We start from the raw sequence: 18,553 nt of genomic DNA, 5'->3' as shown, positions 1-18,553 counted from the left end.
CACATTTCAGGACGGGACATGTTATAGAAAAAGGCCGAACATCCATGATGTTCGGCCTTTTTGCTCTTAGCTTAATCATTAGCTTAATGAGTGTTGCTCTTGCCTTAGAGAGTGGTGAATCTAAGTCATTAACTCACTCAAATCGCCCTTAAGCTTCTTGATTGAAGTAATCTAGAACCACTTCGTGGTGAGTCTTAGTCTTGAACTTGTTGAAGACATGTTCAATCTGACCTTCTTCATCAATTAGGAAGCTAATACGGTGCAGACCGTCGTAGATTTTACCCATGAATTTTTTCTCGCCCCAAACGCCAAACTGTTCAGCAACGCTGTGGTCTTCATCAGATAGCAGGGTGAAGTTTAGAGATTTCTTCTCAACGAAGTTTGGTAGACGTTTTACTGGGTCAACACTCACACCTAGAACAACCACGTTTAGGTCATCAAGCTGTGTTTTGATATCACGCAGGCCTTCCGCTTGCACAATACAACCTGGAGTCATTGCTTTAGGGTAAAAATAGAAAAGTACTTTTTTACCTTTGAAGTCACCAAGAGATACGATATTGCCATCTTGATCTGGAAGAGAAAAAGCAGGTGCTGGAACACCAGCCGTTAGCGTATTCATGACATTTCCTTTTTAAAGACTGTTTTTGATAAAGTTGAGCGAGCCTTGGACTGATAGGCTCTGACACAGCGAATCGAATTCTTCTTGTAGCTGCATCAAGTTACATTCTGATTGCACAGAAGCGGTAATAGAGATATGGAATTGGTCGTTGTCGAGTTGAACCTTAGATTTATTGATGGTTCGTGCACTTAACGAATCGAGGCCGATGTTTCGGTCTGCGAAGAACTGGGTAAACTGCTCAGTAAGTCCGATTTTATCGTCTGACTCAACGAACACCTCTACTGTGTAAGAGTTCTCAATAACATCATGAGTTGAGGTTCGCTTCATAATCGTAATCAAGTCGTGCTCTTGTCCAAGCAAGGGCAAGGTGGTTTCAACGCGGGTAATGTTGTTTGCCTTTCCAGACAGCAGCATGATAAGCGTAAATTCTTCGCCAAACAGGGCGATACGGCTATCAATAATGTTACAGCCTGATTGGGTGACTAAATGAACCACTTGGTTGCATACACCTGGGCGATCAGTGCCCACAGCTGTGATTACTAGATGTTGAGTCATAAAATCACGTCTCTTTATATTCCATTGATTCATGCATGTTAGCACAGTTAGCTCGTGGAATAAGCGTGCGTGCGGGGCTTTTTATGTGCGACCTTGCTTCGAACATGCAACCAATGATAAGAATATCGAGCGCGTTAAAAAATGAGATAGAGCGATGAGAGCACAGCTTACTTGTTACTGACATCCAGTGATGTGCTATCCGCTAGATTGAGTGCAGGTTACCCAAATTCTAGGTAGAACGCCGTTAGAAGTCGTTTTACCTCAAACATACGACAATATTTAATGCAGATGTTGCCGGTAAGCCACTTTAATGTCTTGTGTTTATTGATTGGCTTACAGTAACATGCAAAAAGAATAAATTAAGGGAGATAGACATGTTTTCAGGAAGTATCGTTGCGCTAGTTACGCCATTTAATACAGATGGTGAAGTGGATTTCGACAGCCTTAAAAAGTTAGTTGAGCACCATATTGCTGCAGGTAGTGATGGTCTGGTTGCGGTTGGCACAACAGGTGAGTCTTCAACACTCACTATTGAAGAGCATGTCAAAGTCGTCAACAAGATCGTTGAATTTGCTGATGGTCGTATTCCCGTTATCGCTGGTACAGGTGCAAATGCAACTCATGAATCTGTTCTATTCAGCCGTTTGTTGAATGGTTCTGGTATTGCTGGTTGCCTGAGCGTAACGCCTTACTACAACAAACCGACTCAAGAAGGTTTGTACCAACACTACAAAGCGATTGCTGAAGTCAGTGACGTTCCACAAATTCTATACAATGTTCCAGGTCGTACTGCGGTAGACTTGTTGCCAGAAACGGTTGCTCGTCTTGCTGAGATCGAAAACATCGTTGCACTGAAAGATGCGACGGGTGATCTCGACAGAATTGCAATTCACCGTGAACTTTGTGGCGAAGACTTTATCTTACTAAGTGGTGATGACTTAACAGGCCTAGAATTTGTTAAGCGTGGTGGCGATGGCGTGATCTCTGTAACGAACAATGTTGCAGCCGCTGATATGGCAACCATGTTCAAGCTAGCAAAAGAAGGTAAGTTTGAAGAAGCGGAAGCGATCAATGAGCGTTTGATGCCTCTACATAAGAATTTGTTCGTTGAGTCTAACCCTATTCCCGTAAAATGGGCGGTTCATAAAATGGGTCTGATTGCTGAAGGTGGCTTACGTCTACCGCTGACTGAACTGTCAGAGCCAGCTCAACCTGTTGTTGCTCAAGCAATGACTGAAGCGTGCATTTACTAAAACGTATGAAGTGATGCCGAAGCGAACCTTCGGCATTTAGGAGTATAAATGAAGTATTCTCACCAGCTAGTGATTGGGTCACTGGCTGTTTTCGTTCTTACAGCATGTTCTGGCAACCCGACTCAACGTCGCCAAGCCAAAGATGATTTCGAATACTTAGAAACACCTGAGTTTTCACAATGGCAATTGCCTGTAGATGCTCAGCCTCAGTTCTACCCAAATTTTGACATCCCAAGCGGTGAATTCAGTGGTGGTACTGGTCGTGAAGTGGATATTCGTCCACCGCAACAGGTTCTTGAACTGATTCCGGGTGCTCGTGCTGAGCGTCAAAACGGTGAAGTGACACTATGGCTTCTTCGCGCAGAAGAGGCAGACCGCGTGTGGCAAACGGCTGTAGATATGCTGGCTCAACGTGGTATTGGTATTCGTGAGCAATCAGAGAATGAGATTGAGACCGATTGGGTAACTTGGGTTTCTGAAGATGAAGACGTAGAGATTGGTAGTCGTTACTCTATCTCTCGCTTCCAAGCAAACAACCGTCATGGCTTCAAGATTAATCTGATTGATTGGCGTGAAGGTACTGAAGAGAAAACAGTAACGGCAACCAATAAAGAGCGTTACAACGCGTTCCTGACCAACCTAGTTATGGCTAAGTACGATGAAAACCTTCGTGCTGAAGCGGCGCTGAAAGCGCAAGAGTTGGTGAAGCGTATTCCAATTTCAATGGGTGCTGACCGTAGTGGTTTCCCTGTGATTATTGCTCGTACGCCATACAATGTATTCTGGCAGCGTCTGCCTAACTTGTTGCCTGAAATGGGCTTTGAGCTTGAAGAACGCAATCAATCTCAGGGTACGGTGAAGGCGAAGTACGCAGCACCAGATGATGAGTTCTGGGAAGAAATTGGCCTACAGCCTATCGACTTAGCGCCAGGCACTTACAACTTCCTATTTGGTGACCTTGGCAACCGTACGTCAATCAACGTAACGGATCCATCAGGTAAGCCAGTAGAAGAAGAGCTGCTTAAGTCTATGGTTCCGGTATTAGCGCATATTGCTGACCAAACCAAAGATGACAAAGAAGCGAAAGCTGAGTAGTCATTCAAGCCGTCACAAGCTGAGTTAAATCAGCCTTGTGATTAGCAAAAGCAAATAAAAAAGAGGACACACTGTGTCCTCTTTTTTATTGTATTCGTTGTCATCAGGCTACATTGGTCAATCAAAATTGGTCAATCAAGCTGATTAGCCAAAGCAAAAGGCTATGCGTCTTTATTGTCTTTGGATTCTTCTTTTTCAGCTTTCTCTTGGTTAAGTTTATCCGAGCGATTGAGCTTATCTAAATCTCGCTCAGTTTTACCACGCCCCGTCAGATCCATATTGGCTGTCTGTTTGAGCGCTGCGATGTTACCCACAACAACGCTAACTACGATGATGATGATAACCCAAGGGTTTGTAAGCCACTCCAACATAAGCGCTCCTAATGACTGATATTCGCTACGAAGCGTGCATAGATCTCGTCTAGCTGCTCCATAATAATCTCATACCCTAATACTGGCTTAGATTGGAGTTGCTTGCCAAGTAAAGTCGGAGATAACTGTGATAAACACGACTCCGATACTTTGCGATGGCTGATATGCCATGGTTCGATCGCCACACCACCCAAATCTTGGCTGTAAGGAAAGAAGAAACCAAATTGTGCAGCATGAACTGATAGCCATTGGTAAAACGATTGCTGGTGGCCTGTAAGGTATTCCCATGGTTCTAATTGCAGATGTATGCCTTCAGGTAAGTGGTTACGAGCAAAGACATCGAAGTCACAACCCCAATGATGACGACTCGCGCCGGGAAGCGCAGACCATCTCAGGATAGCCGATAGCTTTTGTTGTTCGGTCAGTTTTGAAGCATCAAGAGGTTGGCTTTCTGAATCTAATATCGGAGCTTCGCCAGAAAACTTACGGTTCCAAATCAGAGATTGCCTTTCATAGTCGCGAAAGCCACTGGCAATCTCCATTTTAAAACCAGCGAGCTGAGCAGCTTCAATCAAATTATTCAGGTCATTCTTAACCTCACTGTGGACCAAGAAGGTCTTGGTGCCGATCAGGCTAGGCTCTAGATGAGAATCTGATTGTCCGGTAAGCTGCTCTGGTGTCATAACGAGTCTCTCAATAATTGGATGCTATGAATCGCTGATGAAAGACTATTTAGCGAATAGGTTCACTAATGTTCTTTCGTACATGTCAGTTAGCTTTTCTAAATCGGCTACCTTCACGCATTCGTTAACCTTGTGAATCGTTGCATTCACAGGGCCTAGTTCAACCACTTGTCCGCCCATACGTGCAATAAAGCGACCATCAGATGTACCGCCAGTCGTTAGCAGTGCTGGTTTCACATCATTGACGTGACCCACTGCATCAACAATAGCATCAAGCAGTGAACCTGCGTCTGTTAAGAACGGGTCGCCATTGAATGTCCATCTTAGGTCGTATTCGAAATCATACTTGTCGAGTGTCGTTGTGATGCGCTCAACGATGATGTCGTTGCTTAACTCTGTACTAAAGCGTAGGTTAAACTGAACATTAAACTCACCAGGGATCACGTTTGAAGCACCAGTACCCGCACTCACATTTGGAATTTGGAAACTGGTTGGCGGGAAGTAATCATTACCTTTATCCCACTCAGTTGTTGCTAGCTCATTAATAGCAAGCAGAGAGCTGTGTACTGGGTTGTTTGCTAGGTGAGGGTAGGCAACATGACCTTGTGTGCCTTTAATCGTTAGGTCGCCAGTGATAGAGCCACGACGGCCGTTCTTCACGACATCACCCACGAACTCAGTGCTCGATGGTTCACCAACGATACACATATCGATGTTTTCACCGCGCGCCATTAATGCTTCAACAACACGTACAGTACCGTTGATGAAAGGACCTTCCTCATCTGAAGTGATCAGGAAACCAATTGAGCCTGTGTGGTCTGGGTGTTTGGCAATGAACTGCTCGACGGCAACAATCATTGAAGCCAGAGAGCCTTTCATATCAGCAGCGCCACGGCCATGTAGGAAACCGTCTACGATAGTCGGTTCGAATGGCTTAGTGTTCCACTGTTCGATTGGGCCTGCAGGTACCACATCAGTGTGACCAGCAAAAGCAAACAGAGGCGCTTCAGTACCACGACGAGCCCAGAAGTTGGTCGTATCTTCAAATACCATCACTTCGATTTCAAAACCGAGTGCTTTTAAGCGTTCAATCATCAGGTCTTGGCAGCCTGCATCTTCTGGTGTTACCGATTGACGGCTGATTAGGTCTTTTGCCAGAGCCAAAGTTGGGCTATCTGTCATCCTTGAATTCCTTGTTTAAATAAAACGTCTAGTCATTAATTTTTAGAAGCTGATTCAATGATCAACGTCCAGTTGTCTGTCTATGTAAATACAACGATCTAAGCAAAAATAGCCGCGTATTGGTCGGCTTTAAATCCGATGTGAAGCTTACCTTCAACTTTTAAGATTGGGCGCTTGATCATGGCAGGTTGTTCAACAAGCAAAGTCACCGCTTTTTCTTCTGTTAGGGTGTCTTTCTGTTCTTGAGAAAGTTGGCGATAAGTCGTACCACGTTTGTTTAGCACAAGCTCCCAACCTAGCTCAGAGCAGAAGCTTGTTACTAGCTCTTCTGTGATGCCTTGTTTGCGATAATCGTGAAATTCGAACTCGATACCTTCAGCTTCGAGCCATTTCTTTGCTTTTTTAATGGTGTCGCAATTTGGGATACCAAACATGGTGATAGTCATTATTCTTCCTTTGAGTGATTTTATTTCATTGTTATGAGTTGAATCCTATCAGGAAGCAGCAACTCAGACAAAATAGAGTGATGAATATTTCATAGAGTGAAAAAAAAGCGTAAGAAAATGTCACTATTGGAGACTTATTGATCAGCCTCAACATGTTGTCAGCGAAAAAAGAAATAATTGAGCTGCACATATATAGGAGGTGTCAATGGAGTTGAGTCCTGTTTTTGCAAGGCGGCTATATTTAGCATTGTTAGTGGAAAGCCTTGATAGGCCAAATGTGCCTAAACTCATCGAAAAAACGGGGTGGCCTCGTCGTACTATTCAAGATGTACTCAAGGCGTTACCGGGGATCGGTATCGAACTTATGTTTGTTCAAGATGGGCGACGTCATAATGATGGCTATTACCAGTTATCCGACTGGGGGCCATTTGACAGTCAATGGGTTATCCAGCGTAAAGGCGATATAGCAACAAGCCTTGGATTTAGTGCATAAGCCAGCGAAAGCTGGCTTTCTTTTTTAGAATAGAAATAGTAGGGAGCATCTCGCTAATATGAGTTGTGAGCTACCCCATTACGTTTCTATTTACTTACACAGATAGGCAGTTCCCAGCATAGTCACGGATGTGGAAAAATCTTGGGGAAGTGTGAATATCACGGTATCTGCGCCTAGCTCAATCGTATTCGACTTGAGTTGATTCATGGCGCCTTGAATCAATGTGTCATTTGGGTAAAACAGGTAGTTGTACCAATGGCCTTCGCTGCCTGTGACTTCCCCTTTATACTGACATTTATCGATATTAATCACGCCATGGTAATCCATTTGCACGTTGGCAGCTTCGCTATGAGGCGTTGATGTCGGTGTCGTGCAACCGAGTAACACGCTACTCATAGCCAAAGCGATTAATTCCTTTTTCATACGCTTATCCTGTTATTTCATCAAATAAATCGCGAAGCCTATCCAGCTAGCGAACAATAATAGCCACGGCAATTTACTGGCGTGATTTGATGTTGTTTCAACACTTGTTTCGATCGTGTCTTCTTGGTGTTGATTAGCTTGTTGAGTCTGTTTTTCTTTCTGTACGCGCTTCTTCGCTTTATCGGCTTGGCGGCTGCGTTCTTTTTGCTGTTTCTTGTACAGTGCGATGCCTTTCTCGATACCCTGAGCAATCAGTTTAGTTTGTTCTTTGGTTTGAGCTGGCTTTTGAGTCGCTTTGGCTATCTTCAGTGCTTCCTGTTGAGATTCAACAGAGGGCGTATTAGTTTTGTTTTTCATACTGAGTTCGACAATTAAAACGGATTGGCTACTAAGATAACGCAAAGCTAGTTAAGTATGAATGATTTGCGTTAAAGTGTTGGTTTGAAAATAAGTGAAAGTGAGATTTGTGCGGTACTCCATAGAACAATACGACAAGCACGGCTTTTTGAAAGCTCCAATCTTGCTCTGGCTAGGTTGGTTGTTTCTTGCGAAAGCCTTGGTCGTTTTCATTGTTGCAGGCGCAAGCCGAGAATCGGGAACCGATATTCTTGAGATAATCTACCCAGACCATCAGATGTTTTATGTCGGGATCGCGTTGAGTGTGCCTAGTTTGCTGCTGATGTGGTTATTTGGGCTAAGATCGCCAGATAGAAAGCGCCTTAACAAAGTCGTGTCATGGGGACGTTGGGTTACCATGATGGCTATCTTGGCACAGGGCTCCCATACGATTTATTTAATCTATTTGGATAACGGATGGTTCCGTTGGTCAAATGGCATCACCCTATTGTTGCTGCTGTGGTTAGCGCTTTATCTAACCAATAGCCATGCTGCAAGGGATTGCTTTAAAGTGGTTGAGCTCGAAGACTGATTCTCATCAAAACATTTGTCCCATTCACAATTATACTTAGAAGCTAAAACTGGAAGGAATAATCTATGCTTAATGTTTCAAATGAGCAGCCTAACGTTCAAAGTGCTATTTTGCCTGAAGCTGGGCCTTTCGCGCTTTACGTTCAACTTAAAGTGAACGCTAATACTGCTAATGTACTAGCAGAAATTCAAAAGCTTCCGACTCTAATCGACGAACTAAACCAAACTCAGCCTGATGCGAACTTAACGGCATCGGTTGCGTTCTCAAAAGCTTTTTGGGATAGGTTCGAGCAAGCAGCGCCCGCTGATTTGATCGACTTCCCTGTGCTGGGTGAAGGTGATATCACAGCACCGAGCACACTGTCTGACGTTCTGATTCACTGTCATTCAAACCGACATGATCTGCACTTCTTTATCTTGCGTAAATTGTTATCTGAAGTAGCAGCTGATGTTGAAGTGGTTGATGAAACTTATGGTTATCGCTTCCTAGACTCTCGTGACATGACAGACTTTGTTGATGGCACTGAAAACCCGAAAGACGCACAACGTGCTGAAGTCGCTATTGTGCCTGAGGGTGAATTCGCTGGTGGTAGTTATGTAATGGTGCAGCGTTTTGTGCATAACCTGCCAGCTTGGAATCGTTTGAATGTATCGGCACAAGAGAAAGTGATTGGCCGAACTAAACCTGATTCAATTGAGTTAGATGATGTTCCTGCGGCGTCTCACGTTGGCCGTGTGGATATCAAAGAAGAAGGCAAGGGGCTTAAGATTGTTCGCCAGAGCCTACCTTACGGTACTGCTACGGGCGACCACGGCTTATTGTTCATTGCTTACTGTAACGTTCGTCATAACTTCGATGCGATGTTAGAGAGCATGTACGGCGCAACAGATGGCAAAACAGACCAACTGCTTCGCTTTACCAAAGCAGTGACTGGCGCTTACTACTTTGCACCTTCAACTGACATGTTGAGTGTATTAACGATTAAGTAAATCACCTCATCTGCAGCAAAGAAAGGGAGCCTCAGGGCTCCTTTTTTATTAAAGCTTTATATGAACTGGTCGATATAAGAGCAATCGTGAGTTTTATTCATCTTTTTGTAAGCGAAGGTCTATGGCTATAACTGTCAATACGAATGTCTCGGCGTTAGTGGCTCAGAGAAACCTCTCTAACGCTAATAACATGCTGAACCAATCTTTGGAGCGCTTAGCTTCAGGGAGCCGTATTAATAGTGCAAAAGACGATGCGGCTGGCTTACAGATCTCAAATCGATTAGAAGCACAGATGAGTGGCATTGATGTTGCTGTTCGAAATGCTAACGACGGTATCTCCATTATGCAGACTGCAGAAGGGGCGATGAATGAAACCACTAATATCATGCAGCGCATGCGAGACTTATCCCTACAAGCGAGTAACGGCTCGAATAGTTCATCGGAACGAATCGCTATTCAAGAAGAAGTCACCGCGTTAAATGACGAGCTGAATCGAATTGCCGAAACCACTTCATTCGGTGGTAAAAAACTCCTTAACGGCAGTTTTGGGCACACCTCGTTTCAAATCGGCGGCAGTTCGGGCGAAGCTGTGCAGATTGGTTTGAAAAGCATGCGTACTGATGACATCAACATGGGCGGCTTTAGCTACGTTGCTAATGGCATGGCCAGTGATTCATGGGAAGTGAAATCAAACCAGAATGATATGACGATGTCGTTTACCGATCGTTTTGGTCAGCCACAAGAGATCACCATCAACGCGAAAGCGGGCGATGATATCGAAGAGTTGGCGACTTACATTAATGGTCAAACGGATCTCTTATCGGCTTCTGTTAATGATGACGGACAACTTCAGATTTATATGTCAGGTGAAGATACCGCGGGTACCATCTCTTTTTCAGGTTCATTAGCCAGTGAGCTTTCGATGTCAGCGGGCTATTACGAGTCAGTTAATGACATCAATGTAACGGATGTGGGTGGTGCTCAGCGCGCCGTCTCTATTTTGGATACGGCGATGAAGTATGTCGATAGCCATCGCTCTGAATTAGGGGCAATGCAAAACCGCTTTGATCATGCCATTAACAATCTTGAAAACGTTCATGAGAATTTGGCGACATCAAACAGTCGAATCAAAGATACCGACTACGCCAAAGAAACCACTCAAATGCTCAAGAAACAAATACTGCAGCAAGTGAGCACAACGATACTCGCTCAAGCCAAGCAAGCGCCGAATCTAGCTTTAACGTTATTAGGTTAATGAATTACCTACAATCTTATAAAAGCATTTCAGCTTGGCCGGTGCTTTTTGGCGAATAAAAATACAATTTCTCACTCGACTGACTTCCCGGCAACTTTAGCGATTTTCTCATCTTTTTTCGATAATTTTACGACCAGTCACGCTTTCTTCTGTTTTACCGCTATTTCTTTAAATTTGTTGTTTTTTTCCTAAAGGTTTCGCCAATCACGCCGTTATTAAAAGTAACTTAGAGATAACTACTTGGTTTTCCGAGACGTCGGAAACCGCTATACCGGAAAATCAATTGGAGAAGTCACCATGGCAGTGAATGTAAATACAAACGTTTCAGCGATGACAGCGCAACGTTACCTAAACAATGCAAACAGCGCACAACAAACATCAATGGAGCGTCTAGCTTCTGGCTCAAAAATCAACAGCGCAAAAGATGACGCTGCGGGTCTACAAATCTCGAACCGTTTGAACGTTCAAAGTCGTGGCCTTGATGTTGCTGTACGTAACGCGAACGACGGTATCTCAATTGCACAAACTGCTGAAGGTGCAATGAACGAGACGACTAACATCCTGCAACGTATGCGTGATTTGTCTCTACAATCTTCAAACGGCTCAAACTCAAAATCTGAGCGTGTAGCGATTCAAGAAGAAGTAACAGCACTGAACGACGAACTGAACCGTATCGCGGAAACGACGTCTTTTGGTGGTAACAAGCTGCTTAACGGTACTCACGGTACTAAATCATTCCAAATCGGTGCGGATAACGGTGAAGCTGTAATGCTTCAACTGAAAGACATGCGCTCTGATAACGCTCAGATGGGTGGTAAGAGCTACCAAACTGAGAACGCGAAAGACAAAGACTGGAACGTTCAAGCGGGCTCTAACGACCTAAAACTGTCGTTCACTGACAACTTCGGCCAAGCACAAGAAATCGACATCAGCGCAAAAGCGGGTGATGACATCGAAGAGCTAGCGACTTACATCAACGGTCAGCAAGATTCTGTTAAAGCGTCTGTTACTGAAGACGGCAAGCTACAAATGTTCACAGGCAACAACAAAGTGAGCGGCGATGTGTCTTTCTCTGGCGGTCTTGCGGGCGAGCTAGGTATTCAAGCAGCTAAAGACGTAACGGTTGATACTATCGACGTAACATCTGTTGGCGGCGCACAAGAGTCTGTAGCAGTAATCGATGCGGCCCTTAAGTATGTAGACAGTCACCGTGCTGAGCTAGGTGCTTTCCAAAACCGTTTCGACCACGCTATCAGCAACTTAGACAACATTAACGAGAACGTTAACGCATCTAAGAGCCGTATTAAAGATACCGACTTCGCGAAAGAAACGACTCAGATGACTAAGTCTCAGATCCTTTCTCAAGCTTCAAGCTCGATTCTTGCTCAAGCGAAGCAAGCACCGAACTCGGCACTTAGCCTACTAGGTTAATCGATTGAAAAGCCACGTTGACCGATAGTGTTGACGTTAGGCTTCCACAAATTAGCTCGTGGTGAGAGATGAGCGCTAAACAGACCCAGCTTCGGCTGGGTTTTTTATTGCCTGAAATTTGGAGAAGAGAGGGGAGTTGTGGTGTTGGTAGTTGATTGGAAAGCGAGATTCCCTATCACGTTCGTGCCTCACTGTAGGGAATGACGGGAGTTGGGTATTGGTGACTCTATAGCTAACTGTATAGAAGAGGTCGGTTTGAGTAACAATCACTCAGGCTTAAACCATAGTGTTTAATCGTCATCCCAGAATCGAACCGAGCGAGATGTCAGGGATCTCTGTTCGTGAGAGGCCCAAAGAAGAAGGGGATTTGTAGTTGTTAGGTATAAGGCCAAAGCGGCTGGTAATCTGGCATTAGAACTATATAGCAGGCACAAAAAACGCCACCCTTAGGTAGCGTTTTAATTAAAGCAGATAAGTAATCGAGATTACTTAGTTACTTTAAGAACTGGAGTTTCGCCAACAGTTACAGAACCAGAAAGCTTGTTCAGCTCTTTGATTTCGTCCATGTTAGAGATAACAACTGGAGTAAGCGTAGATTTTGCTTTCTCTTCTAGAAGCGCTAGGTCGAAAGTGATGATAGTGTCACCAGCTTTAACAGATTGACCTTCTTCAGCTACACGAGTGAAGCCTTCGCCTTTAAGTTCAACAGTATCGATACCGAAGTGAACGAAAAGCTCAACACCGTCGTCAGACTCGATAGAGAATGCGTGGTTAGTTTCGAAGATCTTACCGATAGTACCGTTAACTGGAGCTACCATTTTGTCGCCAGCTGGTTTGATCGCGATGCCGTCACCAACGATTTTTTCAGCGAAAACTACATCTGGCACATCTTCGATGTTTACGATTTCACCAGAAAGAGGTGCGATGATTTCGATTGCACCAGCATCAGCGCTGTCATCAGATACAAGCTTTTTCAGTTTGTCAAACAGACCCATTGTGTCATGCTCCTAACGTTTAGTTTTATTCTGTAGAATATACTATACCAATCTAACAAATTAGACGACTATTTTTAGCCGTCTAACGTTATTAAGCGATTGGCGATTACTGAGTTTTCTCAGCGATGAACTTTTCTACGCAAGCTTCAATTTCAGCAGCTGTTGGTAGAGATAGTGCTTCGTCAGCCATAGCTTTAACTTCAGCGAAGTTAGAGTTACGGATTACTTTCTTAACTTTAGGGATAGAGATACCGCTCATAGAGAACTCATCTAGACCCATACCTAGAAGAAGTAGCGTTGCACGCTCATCACCAGCAAGCTCACCACACATACCAGTCCACTTACCTTCAGCGTGTGATGCGTCGATCACTTGCTTGATTACTGTAAGAACAGCAGGAGATAGTGGGTTGTATAGGTGAGAAATCATTTCGTTACCACGGTCTACCGCAAGAGTGTATTGCGTTAGGTCGTTAGTACCGATAGAGAAGAAAGATACTTCTTTCGCTAGGTGGTGTGCGATTGCAGCAGCTGCTGGAGTCTCAACCATTACGCCGATTTCGATTTCTTCATCGAAAGCTAGGCCTTCAGCGCGAAGTTCAACTTTGTACTCTTCGATTGCTTTTTTCAGTTCACGGATCTCTTCAACAGAAATGATCATTGGGAACATGATACGTAGTTTACCGTGTGCAGACGCACGTAGGATGCCACGTAGTTGGTCACGTAGGATTTCACGACGATCCAAGCTGATACGTACTGCACGCCAGCCTAGGAAAGGGTTCATCTCTTGTGGAAGGTCCATGTATGGTAGGTCTTTGTCGCCACCGATATCCATAGTACGGATAATCACTGACTCGCCTTCCATTGCTTCTGCTACTTCTTTGTAAGCAACGTATTGCTCTTCTTCAGTAGGAAGCGCGTCACGGTCCATAAATAGGAATTCAGTACGGTACAGACCAACGCCTTCACCGCCGTTACGCAGGATACCGTCACAGTCTTTTACTGTACCGATGTTGCCACAAACTTCTACACGGTGACCGTCTAGAGTTTCAGCGTGTAAATCTTTTAGTTTTGCTAGTTCAGCCGCTTCTGCTTCGAAATCTGCTTTGATTTTCTTAGCTTCTGCTAGTTCAGCTTCAGAAGGGTTGATGATGATCTTGTTGTTCATCGCGTCTAGCACAAGCATGTCGCCGTTCTTAACTTGCTTAGTGATATCGTTAGTACCAACGATAGCTGGAAGCTCAAGAGAACGTGCCATGATTGAAGTATGAGATGTACGACCGCCGATGTCACAAGCGAAACCAAGAACGTAGTCTAGGTTGATTTGTGCAGTTTCAGATGGCGTTAGGTCGTAAGCTACTAGGATAACTTCTTCATTGATATCTGCTAGAGATACAATGTTGATGCCTAGAGCATTTTTAACGAAACGAGTACCGATATCACGGATATCAGTTGCACGTTCTTTTAGGTACTCATCATCAAGAGACTCTAGTGCAACAGCTTGCTCTTCGATCACAGTGTGGATCGCGTTGTCTGCGTGCATTTTTTCTTTCTTGATGAGTGCTAAAATCTCTTCTTCTAGCTCTTCATCTTCAAGCAGCATGATGTGGCCTTCAAAGATTGCTTCTTTTTCTTCGCCAAAAGTTTCAAGTGCTTTTTGCTTAACAACTTCAAGCTGTTGAGAAGATTTGTTACGAGCGTCAAAGAAACGCTGTACTTCTGCTTCAACTTGGTCGTCAGAGATAGATTGAGTGTTTAGGACAATTTCATCTTCTTGAAGTAGTAGTGCTTTACCGAAAGCAATACCAGGAGATGCTAGGATGCCTGAAATCATAGCCTTACCTTAGTTGTTCAACTGTAAACGGGAGAGTGTGTGACTTTAAGTCGTCGACTAATGTCGCGCTTATTCCTATCTATTTCGAACAAAGCCACTTTGCTATGCAAAATGGCTTTGAAAGAAGGAGACCGTATTAGTGTAGTTGATCCATAAGAGCAACTAGGTGGTCTACTGCTTGCTGAGCTTGAGGACCTTCAGCTGAAATAGTAACGTTAGTACCTTTTACTAGGCCTAAAGTTTGTAGTTTGAACAGGCTTTTCGCGCTAGCGCTTTTGCCGTTAGAAGTCACTGTGATGTCAGCGTCGAAAGATTTTGCTTCTTTAACGAACTGTGCAGCTGGACGAGTGTGAAGACCGTTTTCTGCTGTGATTTCTACTTGCTTCTCGTACATTTTATATACCCCAATTAATTTATTTTTTGTAAGTTTGTAACCAGATTAGCTTAACTGCTTTAGCCCAAATGCGCTAGAGGCTAGTACGCCATGTTCGTGTTAGAACTTAGACTGGTTATAAATTTTTATCCAGCCATGGTCGTCTTTTGCTGAGTACTCATGACTTTCAGAATTTGTTTATTGCTTCTTTTATTTTGAAGCGAAAAATAAAACAGACCTGATATTACCAAAGGTGGGGCAGGGATCAACAAAAAAGCCCCTAAACGGGGCTTTTTTGGACGAAAAATTGATTTGACCACATATTATTGTTGGTTCTCTTTTTCCGTAAAGATGCCAGCAAATAGGGCTGTGCTTAGGTAACGCTCACCAGAGCTTGGTAGTACAGTAACGATAGTTTTTCCTGCAAATTCAGGTAGTTCGGCGATTCTGTTTGCTGCTACAACTGCCGCGCCAGATGAGATGCCTGCAAGAATACCTTCTTCTTTCATTAGGCGTTGAGCCATCTCAATCGCTTCTTCAGAAGTTACCGATTCAACACGGTCAATAATCTCTAAATCTAGGTTTCCAGGGATGAAACCTGCACCGATACCTTGAATTTTGTGTGGAGCTGGTTTGATTTCTTCACCTGCAAGTGCCTGTGCAATCACTGGAGACTCAGCCGGCTCAACCGCGACTGAAGTGATCGCTTTGCCTTTTTCACCTTTAATGTAACGACTCGTACCAGTGATAGTACCGCCCGTACCAACACCCGCTACAAACACGTCGATTTCGCCGTCTGTTGCTTCCCAAATTTCAGGACCAGTCGTTTGCTCGTGAATTTGTGGGTTGGCTGGGTTGTTGAACTGTTGAAGTAGTAGGTACTTGTCTGGGTCTGAAGCAACAATCTCTTCTGCTTTAGCAATCGCACCGTTCATACCTTTTGGTGCTTCAGTCAGCACTAGGTTTGCGCCAAGCGCTTTAAGCAGCTTACGACGTTCTAGGCTCATTGATTCAGGCATAGTTAGCGTTAGTTTGTAACCGCGTGCTGCTGCTACGAATGCAAGTGCAACACCTGTGTTACCACTGGTAGGTTCAACAAGCTCGATACCTGGCTTAAGCGTACCTGCTTTTTCTGCTTCCCAGATCATATTAGAACCGATACGGCACTTAACACTGAAGCTTGGGTTACGAGCTTCGATCTTAGCTAGGACGTTACCTTTGCTTACTTTGTTAAGGCGGACTAGAGGTGTGTTACCAATCGTTAGGGTGTTGTCTTCGTAGATCTTGCTCATGCGATATTCCTTCATTTAATGACAGAACTAAACGTAGTATATCAATCACTTTACCGTCTAGTGTCTTTCGATGTTTGTTCAGCTTGAATTTAGATTAAACAAGTTGAAAAAAAGGTAAAAGGATTAAAAAGTTATATCATATAGATATGTAGCAGAATTGACGCCTATCTTTATTGAAATCAGAACTTCAAAAAGATAGGCGAAACTAGGAAGTGTAGAAAGGGTTAGAGACGAGAACTATAGACGAGAACGTAGAGCTTGGTCTTTAAACTCAGCAACCCACATTGCTGTCGCGCCGCAAACGGCAACGGGCATCACAATCAGGTTTAAAATTGGAATAGTAGTGAACACAGAAACAAGCGCGCCAAAGCTGTAGCTCTTACCTTGTTTTTGTTTCAAATTGTTTCTCATGTCATCAAATTTGATTTTATGGTTATCGAACGGGTAGTCGGCGTATTGAATCGCTAACATCCATGCTGTGAAAATGAACCATAAAAACGGAGCAACGGTTTGCCCTAGTGCTGGAATTAACAAAAGTAGGAATAAACCGATCGCTTTTGGCAGAATGTAGACAAGCTTGCGCCATTCTCTCGCTAATATACGTGGGGTATCTTTGAGGACATCAAGTAAACCATCGTCATTAACTTTTTTACCGCTCAACAACTCTTCAACTTTTTCCGCGAGTAAACCGTTGAACGGTGCGGCAATGAAGTTAGCGAGCGTGCTAAAGAAATACGAGAATGTGGCCAAGACGGTTAACACAAGTAATGGCCATAAAATGTATGACAACCACGACAAGAAACTTGGCAATGCACCAATCCAACCTTCAATCCAAGTGTTTAGGTTGGAGAAGATATAAAACAAGGCACCACCAACGAGTAACACGTTCGCGATAAGTGGCATTAGTACAAACTTACGAATGCTCGGTGATAAAGCGATTTTTATTCCGAAAATAAAATAGCCAAAGCCGGAGCGGGGAACAGATTCAATAGTCATATTTAAATTAGGTCACATGTGAATTTGGTTAAATAGCAAACATGTCTAGTGTACTCGACCGAAATTAAGAAAAAAAGCGTGGTGAAAATCACACCATGTAAGGAACTAATTGTATTAAGTTGTTCTAAAACAGTGGCTACTTTTGATAGAGTAGTGAGATTAGCCAAATTAACCCAACTTAGTGACAGCGTGTTTATAGCTAGTTGACTAAGAAAGCTGAGAGCGAAAAATGCAGGAATTGCGATTTGTACTCATTATTGTTGGCGCATTAGCTATCGCCGCATTATTGTTCCATGGTCTATGGACGAGTAAAAAAGAAGGGAAAGCAAAGTTTGGAGATAAGCCGCTCGGTAAGCTTGATAACGACAGCTTAGATGAAGCAGAAACTATTCCAAACCGTTCATTCGCCCCAGAAGATGATTTTGAGATAATCCGAAAAGAACGTAAAGAGCCGGATTTTGCTGTTTCACCCTCTGATACTGATCCGCTGATCGACTCAGATCCGCTAACAGCGCCACAAGCGAAAGAAGCTTACGAAGATGATATCGAATTAAATGATCTTCCTTCTTTCAGCGTAGAAGACCCAATTAAGGTTGAAAGTGAACCTGAAGTGATTGAGGAAGAGAAGGACGTTGAGCCTGAAGTTCCAAGCTTTGAGTTGACTGACGAGCAAAAAGAAAACCATGCCGGCTTTAAAGTGCAGTACGGTTCGTTTGAAGAGCCTTCTGAAACAGTTGATGAGCCAGTCGTTCCAAACGAAACGCTTACTCAAAGAGAGCCCGTTGTTGCGAAAGAAGTCGTGACTCCGCAAAGTGCGACTGTTGAAGAAGCAAAACCAGATGAAGAACTTGGTTTAGAAGTGATCGTTCTTAATGTTCACTGTGCTGGAGAGATCCCATTCGTTGGGACTGAACTTTTCCGCAGCATGGAGAACAACGGTTTAACTTATGGTGAGATGTCTATTTACCACTGCTTTGCACAATCTACAGATGCACCAAAGGTTATTTTCAGCGTTGCAAACATGATGCAGCCAGGAACGCTAGAACATGATGATCCTGCTGACTTCACGACTAAAGGTATTTCGTTCTTTATGACGTTGCCTTGTTATGGTCAAGCTGATCAAAACTTCAATGTGATGCTGAGTGCGGCGCAGAAAATTGCTGACGATATGGGCGGAAACGTGTTGGATGAGTCACGCAACTTAATGACACCAAACCGTTTATCTGACTACCGCAAGCAAATCAGAGACTTTATGACGGCATCGAATGCCTAGCCGTATTGTTTAGCCTTGTAAATAATCTATATTTATAGAAAAGGGCTCCTAAGGGAGCCCTTTTTGATAT

At 43.8% G+C, this 18,553-nt stretch carries 21 protein-coding genes; 8 read left to right on the top strand and 13 right to left on the bottom strand.

What is annotated here, in order from left to right; translation table 11 throughout:
- Window positions 1–148: 148 nt before the first annotated feature.
- Entirely contained in the window at window positions 149–619 is a 471-nt protein-coding gene (bcp, locus tag AB4138_RS20215) for a thioredoxin-dependent thiol peroxidase (RefSeq protein ID WP_017060706.1), read from the bottom strand.
- A gap of 12 nt (window positions 620–631) precedes the next feature.
- Window positions 632–1,174: a glycine cleavage system protein R gene (locus AB4138_RS20210; RefSeq protein ID WP_017060705.1), complete on the bottom strand. Its 543-nt coding sequence runs from the start codon at window positions 1,172–1,174 to the stop codon at window positions 632–634.
- Window positions 1,175–1,548: 374 nt separating this feature from the next.
- On the opposite strand from AB4138_RS20210, the gene dapA reads away from it, so the two are divergent.
- Window positions 1,549–2,427, top strand: coding sequence for a 4-hydroxy-tetrahydrodipicolinate synthase (dapA, locus tag AB4138_RS20205; protein WP_017060704.1), 879 nt, complete (start codon window positions 1,549–1,551; stop codon window positions 2,425–2,427).
- A gap of 48 nt (window positions 2,428–2,475) precedes the next feature.
- Window positions 2,476–3,522 carry an outer membrane protein assembly factor BamC gene (gene bamC, locus AB4138_RS20200; protein ID WP_372112389.1) on the top strand — a complete coding sequence of 349 codons (1,047 nt, stop codon included), beginning with the start codon at window positions 2,476–2,478 and terminating at the stop codon, window positions 3,520–3,522.
- A 161-nt stretch (window positions 3,523–3,683) separates the two neighbouring features.
- On the opposite strand, the gene AB4138_RS20195 is transcribed toward bamC, so the two are convergent.
- The 4 genes from AB4138_RS20195 to AB4138_RS20180 all read right to left on the bottom strand — a co-directional run bounded on the left by AB4138_RS20195 (window position 3,684) and on the right by AB4138_RS20180 (window position 6,204).
- A complete protein-coding gene (locus AB4138_RS20195; protein WP_017060702.1) occupies window positions 3,684–3,893 on the bottom strand; it encodes a DUF2897 family protein in 210 nt (69 codons plus the stop codon).
- An 8-nt stretch (window positions 3,894–3,901) separates the two neighbouring features.
- A complete protein-coding gene (locus AB4138_RS20190; RefSeq protein WP_017063385.1) occupies window positions 3,902–4,576 on the bottom strand; it encodes a M15 family metallopeptidase in 675 nt (224 codons plus the stop codon).
- Between the two features lie 45 nt (window positions 4,577–4,621).
- Window positions 4,622–5,758, bottom strand: a complete 1,137-nt coding sequence (gene dapE, locus AB4138_RS20185) for a succinyl-diaminopimelate desuccinylase (protein WP_017060700.1) — start codon at window positions 5,756–5,758, stop codon at window positions 4,622–4,624.
- A 98-nt stretch (window positions 5,759–5,856) separates the two neighbouring features.
- A complete protein-coding gene (locus tag AB4138_RS20180) occupies window positions 5,857–6,204 on the bottom strand; it encodes an ArsC family reductase (protein ID WP_017060699.1) in 348 nt (115 codons plus the stop codon).
- 205 nt (window positions 6,205–6,409) lie between these two features.
- On the opposite strand from AB4138_RS20180, the gene AB4138_RS20175 reads away from it, so the two are divergent.
- Window positions 6,410–6,697, top strand: coding sequence for a helix-turn-helix domain-containing protein (locus tag AB4138_RS20175; protein WP_004734273.1), 288 nt, complete (start codon window positions 6,410–6,412; stop codon window positions 6,695–6,697).
- 90 nt (window positions 6,698–6,787) lie between these two features.
- On the opposite strand, the gene AB4138_RS20170 is transcribed toward AB4138_RS20175, so the two are convergent.
- A complete protein-coding gene (locus AB4138_RS20170; protein WP_065585044.1) occupies window positions 6,788–7,120 on the bottom strand; it encodes a DUF4156 domain-containing protein in 333 nt (110 codons plus the stop codon).
- Window positions 7,121–7,132: 12 nt separating this feature from the next.
- Window positions 7,133–7,477, bottom strand: a complete 345-nt coding sequence (locus AB4138_RS20165; protein WP_372113534.1) for a DUF2956 domain-containing protein — start codon at window positions 7,475–7,477, stop codon at window positions 7,133–7,135.
- Between the two features lie 109 nt (window positions 7,478–7,586).
- On the opposite strand from AB4138_RS20165, the gene AB4138_RS20160 reads away from it, so the two are divergent.
- From AB4138_RS20160 to AB4138_RS20145, 4 genes are all read left to right on the top strand, one after another.
- On the top strand, window positions 7,587–8,048 hold the full coding sequence (locus AB4138_RS20160) for a DUF2919 domain-containing protein (protein WP_017060696.1): 462 nt from the start codon (window positions 7,587–7,589) through the stop codon (window positions 8,046–8,048).
- 65 nt (window positions 8,049–8,113) lie between these two features.
- On the top strand, window positions 8,114–9,037 hold the full coding sequence (locus AB4138_RS20155; protein ID WP_372074687.1) for a Dyp-type peroxidase: 924 nt from the start codon (window positions 8,114–8,116) through the stop codon (window positions 9,035–9,037).
- Between the two features lie 121 nt (window positions 9,038–9,158).
- A complete protein-coding gene (locus tag AB4138_RS20150) occupies window positions 9,159–10,292 on the top strand; it encodes a flagellin (RefSeq protein ID WP_372307443.1) in 1,134 nt (377 codons plus the stop codon).
- A gap of 297 nt (window positions 10,293–10,589) precedes the next feature.
- Window positions 10,590–11,723: a flagellin gene (locus tag AB4138_RS20145; RefSeq protein ID WP_102300543.1), complete on the top strand. Its 1,134-nt coding sequence runs from the start codon at window positions 10,590–10,592 to the stop codon at window positions 11,721–11,723.
- 485 nt (window positions 11,724–12,208) lie between these two features.
- Here the strand turns inward: AB4138_RS20145 and crr are convergent, their stop codons facing one another.
- The 5 genes from crr to cysZ all read right to left on the bottom strand — a co-directional run bounded on the left by crr (window position 12,209) and on the right by cysZ (window position 17,210).
- Window positions 12,209–12,718 carry a PTS glucose transporter subunit IIA gene (gene crr, locus AB4138_RS20140; protein WP_004737851.1) on the bottom strand — a complete coding sequence of 170 codons (510 nt, stop codon included), beginning with the start codon at window positions 12,716–12,718 and terminating at the stop codon, window positions 12,209–12,211.
- 106 nt (window positions 12,719–12,824) lie between these two features.
- Window positions 12,825–14,549, bottom strand: a complete 1,725-nt coding sequence (gene ptsI, locus AB4138_RS20135; RefSeq protein ID WP_372058934.1) for a phosphoenolpyruvate-protein phosphotransferase PtsI — start codon at window positions 14,547–14,549, stop codon at window positions 12,825–12,827.
- Between the two features lie 136 nt (window positions 14,550–14,685).
- On the bottom strand, window positions 14,686–14,943 hold the full coding sequence (locus AB4138_RS20130; protein ID WP_004734263.1) for an HPr family phosphocarrier protein: 258 nt from the start codon (window positions 14,941–14,943) through the stop codon (window positions 14,686–14,688).
- 302 nt (window positions 14,944–15,245) lie between these two features.
- Window positions 15,246–16,214 carry a cysteine synthase A gene (gene cysK, locus AB4138_RS20125; RefSeq protein ID WP_017061934.1) on the bottom strand — a complete coding sequence of 323 codons (969 nt, stop codon included), beginning with the start codon at window positions 16,212–16,214 and terminating at the stop codon, window positions 15,246–15,248.
- Between the two features lie 237 nt (window positions 16,215–16,451).
- Complete coding sequence (cysZ, locus tag AB4138_RS20120; RefSeq protein ID WP_029235129.1) at window positions 16,452–17,210, bottom strand: sulfate transporter CysZ; 759 nt, start codon at window positions 17,208–17,210, stop codon at window positions 16,452–16,454.
- 229 nt (window positions 17,211–17,439) lie between these two features.
- Here cysZ and zipA point away from each other — a divergent pair, with 229 nt between their 5' ends.
- Window positions 17,440–18,483 carry a cell division protein ZipA gene (gene zipA, locus AB4138_RS20115; RefSeq protein WP_017061932.1) on the top strand — a complete coding sequence of 348 codons (1,044 nt, stop codon included), beginning with the start codon at window positions 17,440–17,442 and terminating at the stop codon, window positions 18,481–18,483.
- Window positions 18,484–18,553 lie beyond the last annotated feature (70 nt).

The organism is Vibrio sp. 10N.286.52.C3, from assembly GCF_041468865.1.
In the GTDB taxonomy this organism is placed as follows: domain Bacteria; phylum Pseudomonadota; class Gammaproteobacteria; order Enterobacterales; family Vibrionaceae; genus Vibrio; species Vibrio crassostreae_C.
Note: the sequence above shows the minus strand (reverse complement) of the source record. Positions and strands in the feature narration are given on the sequence as shown.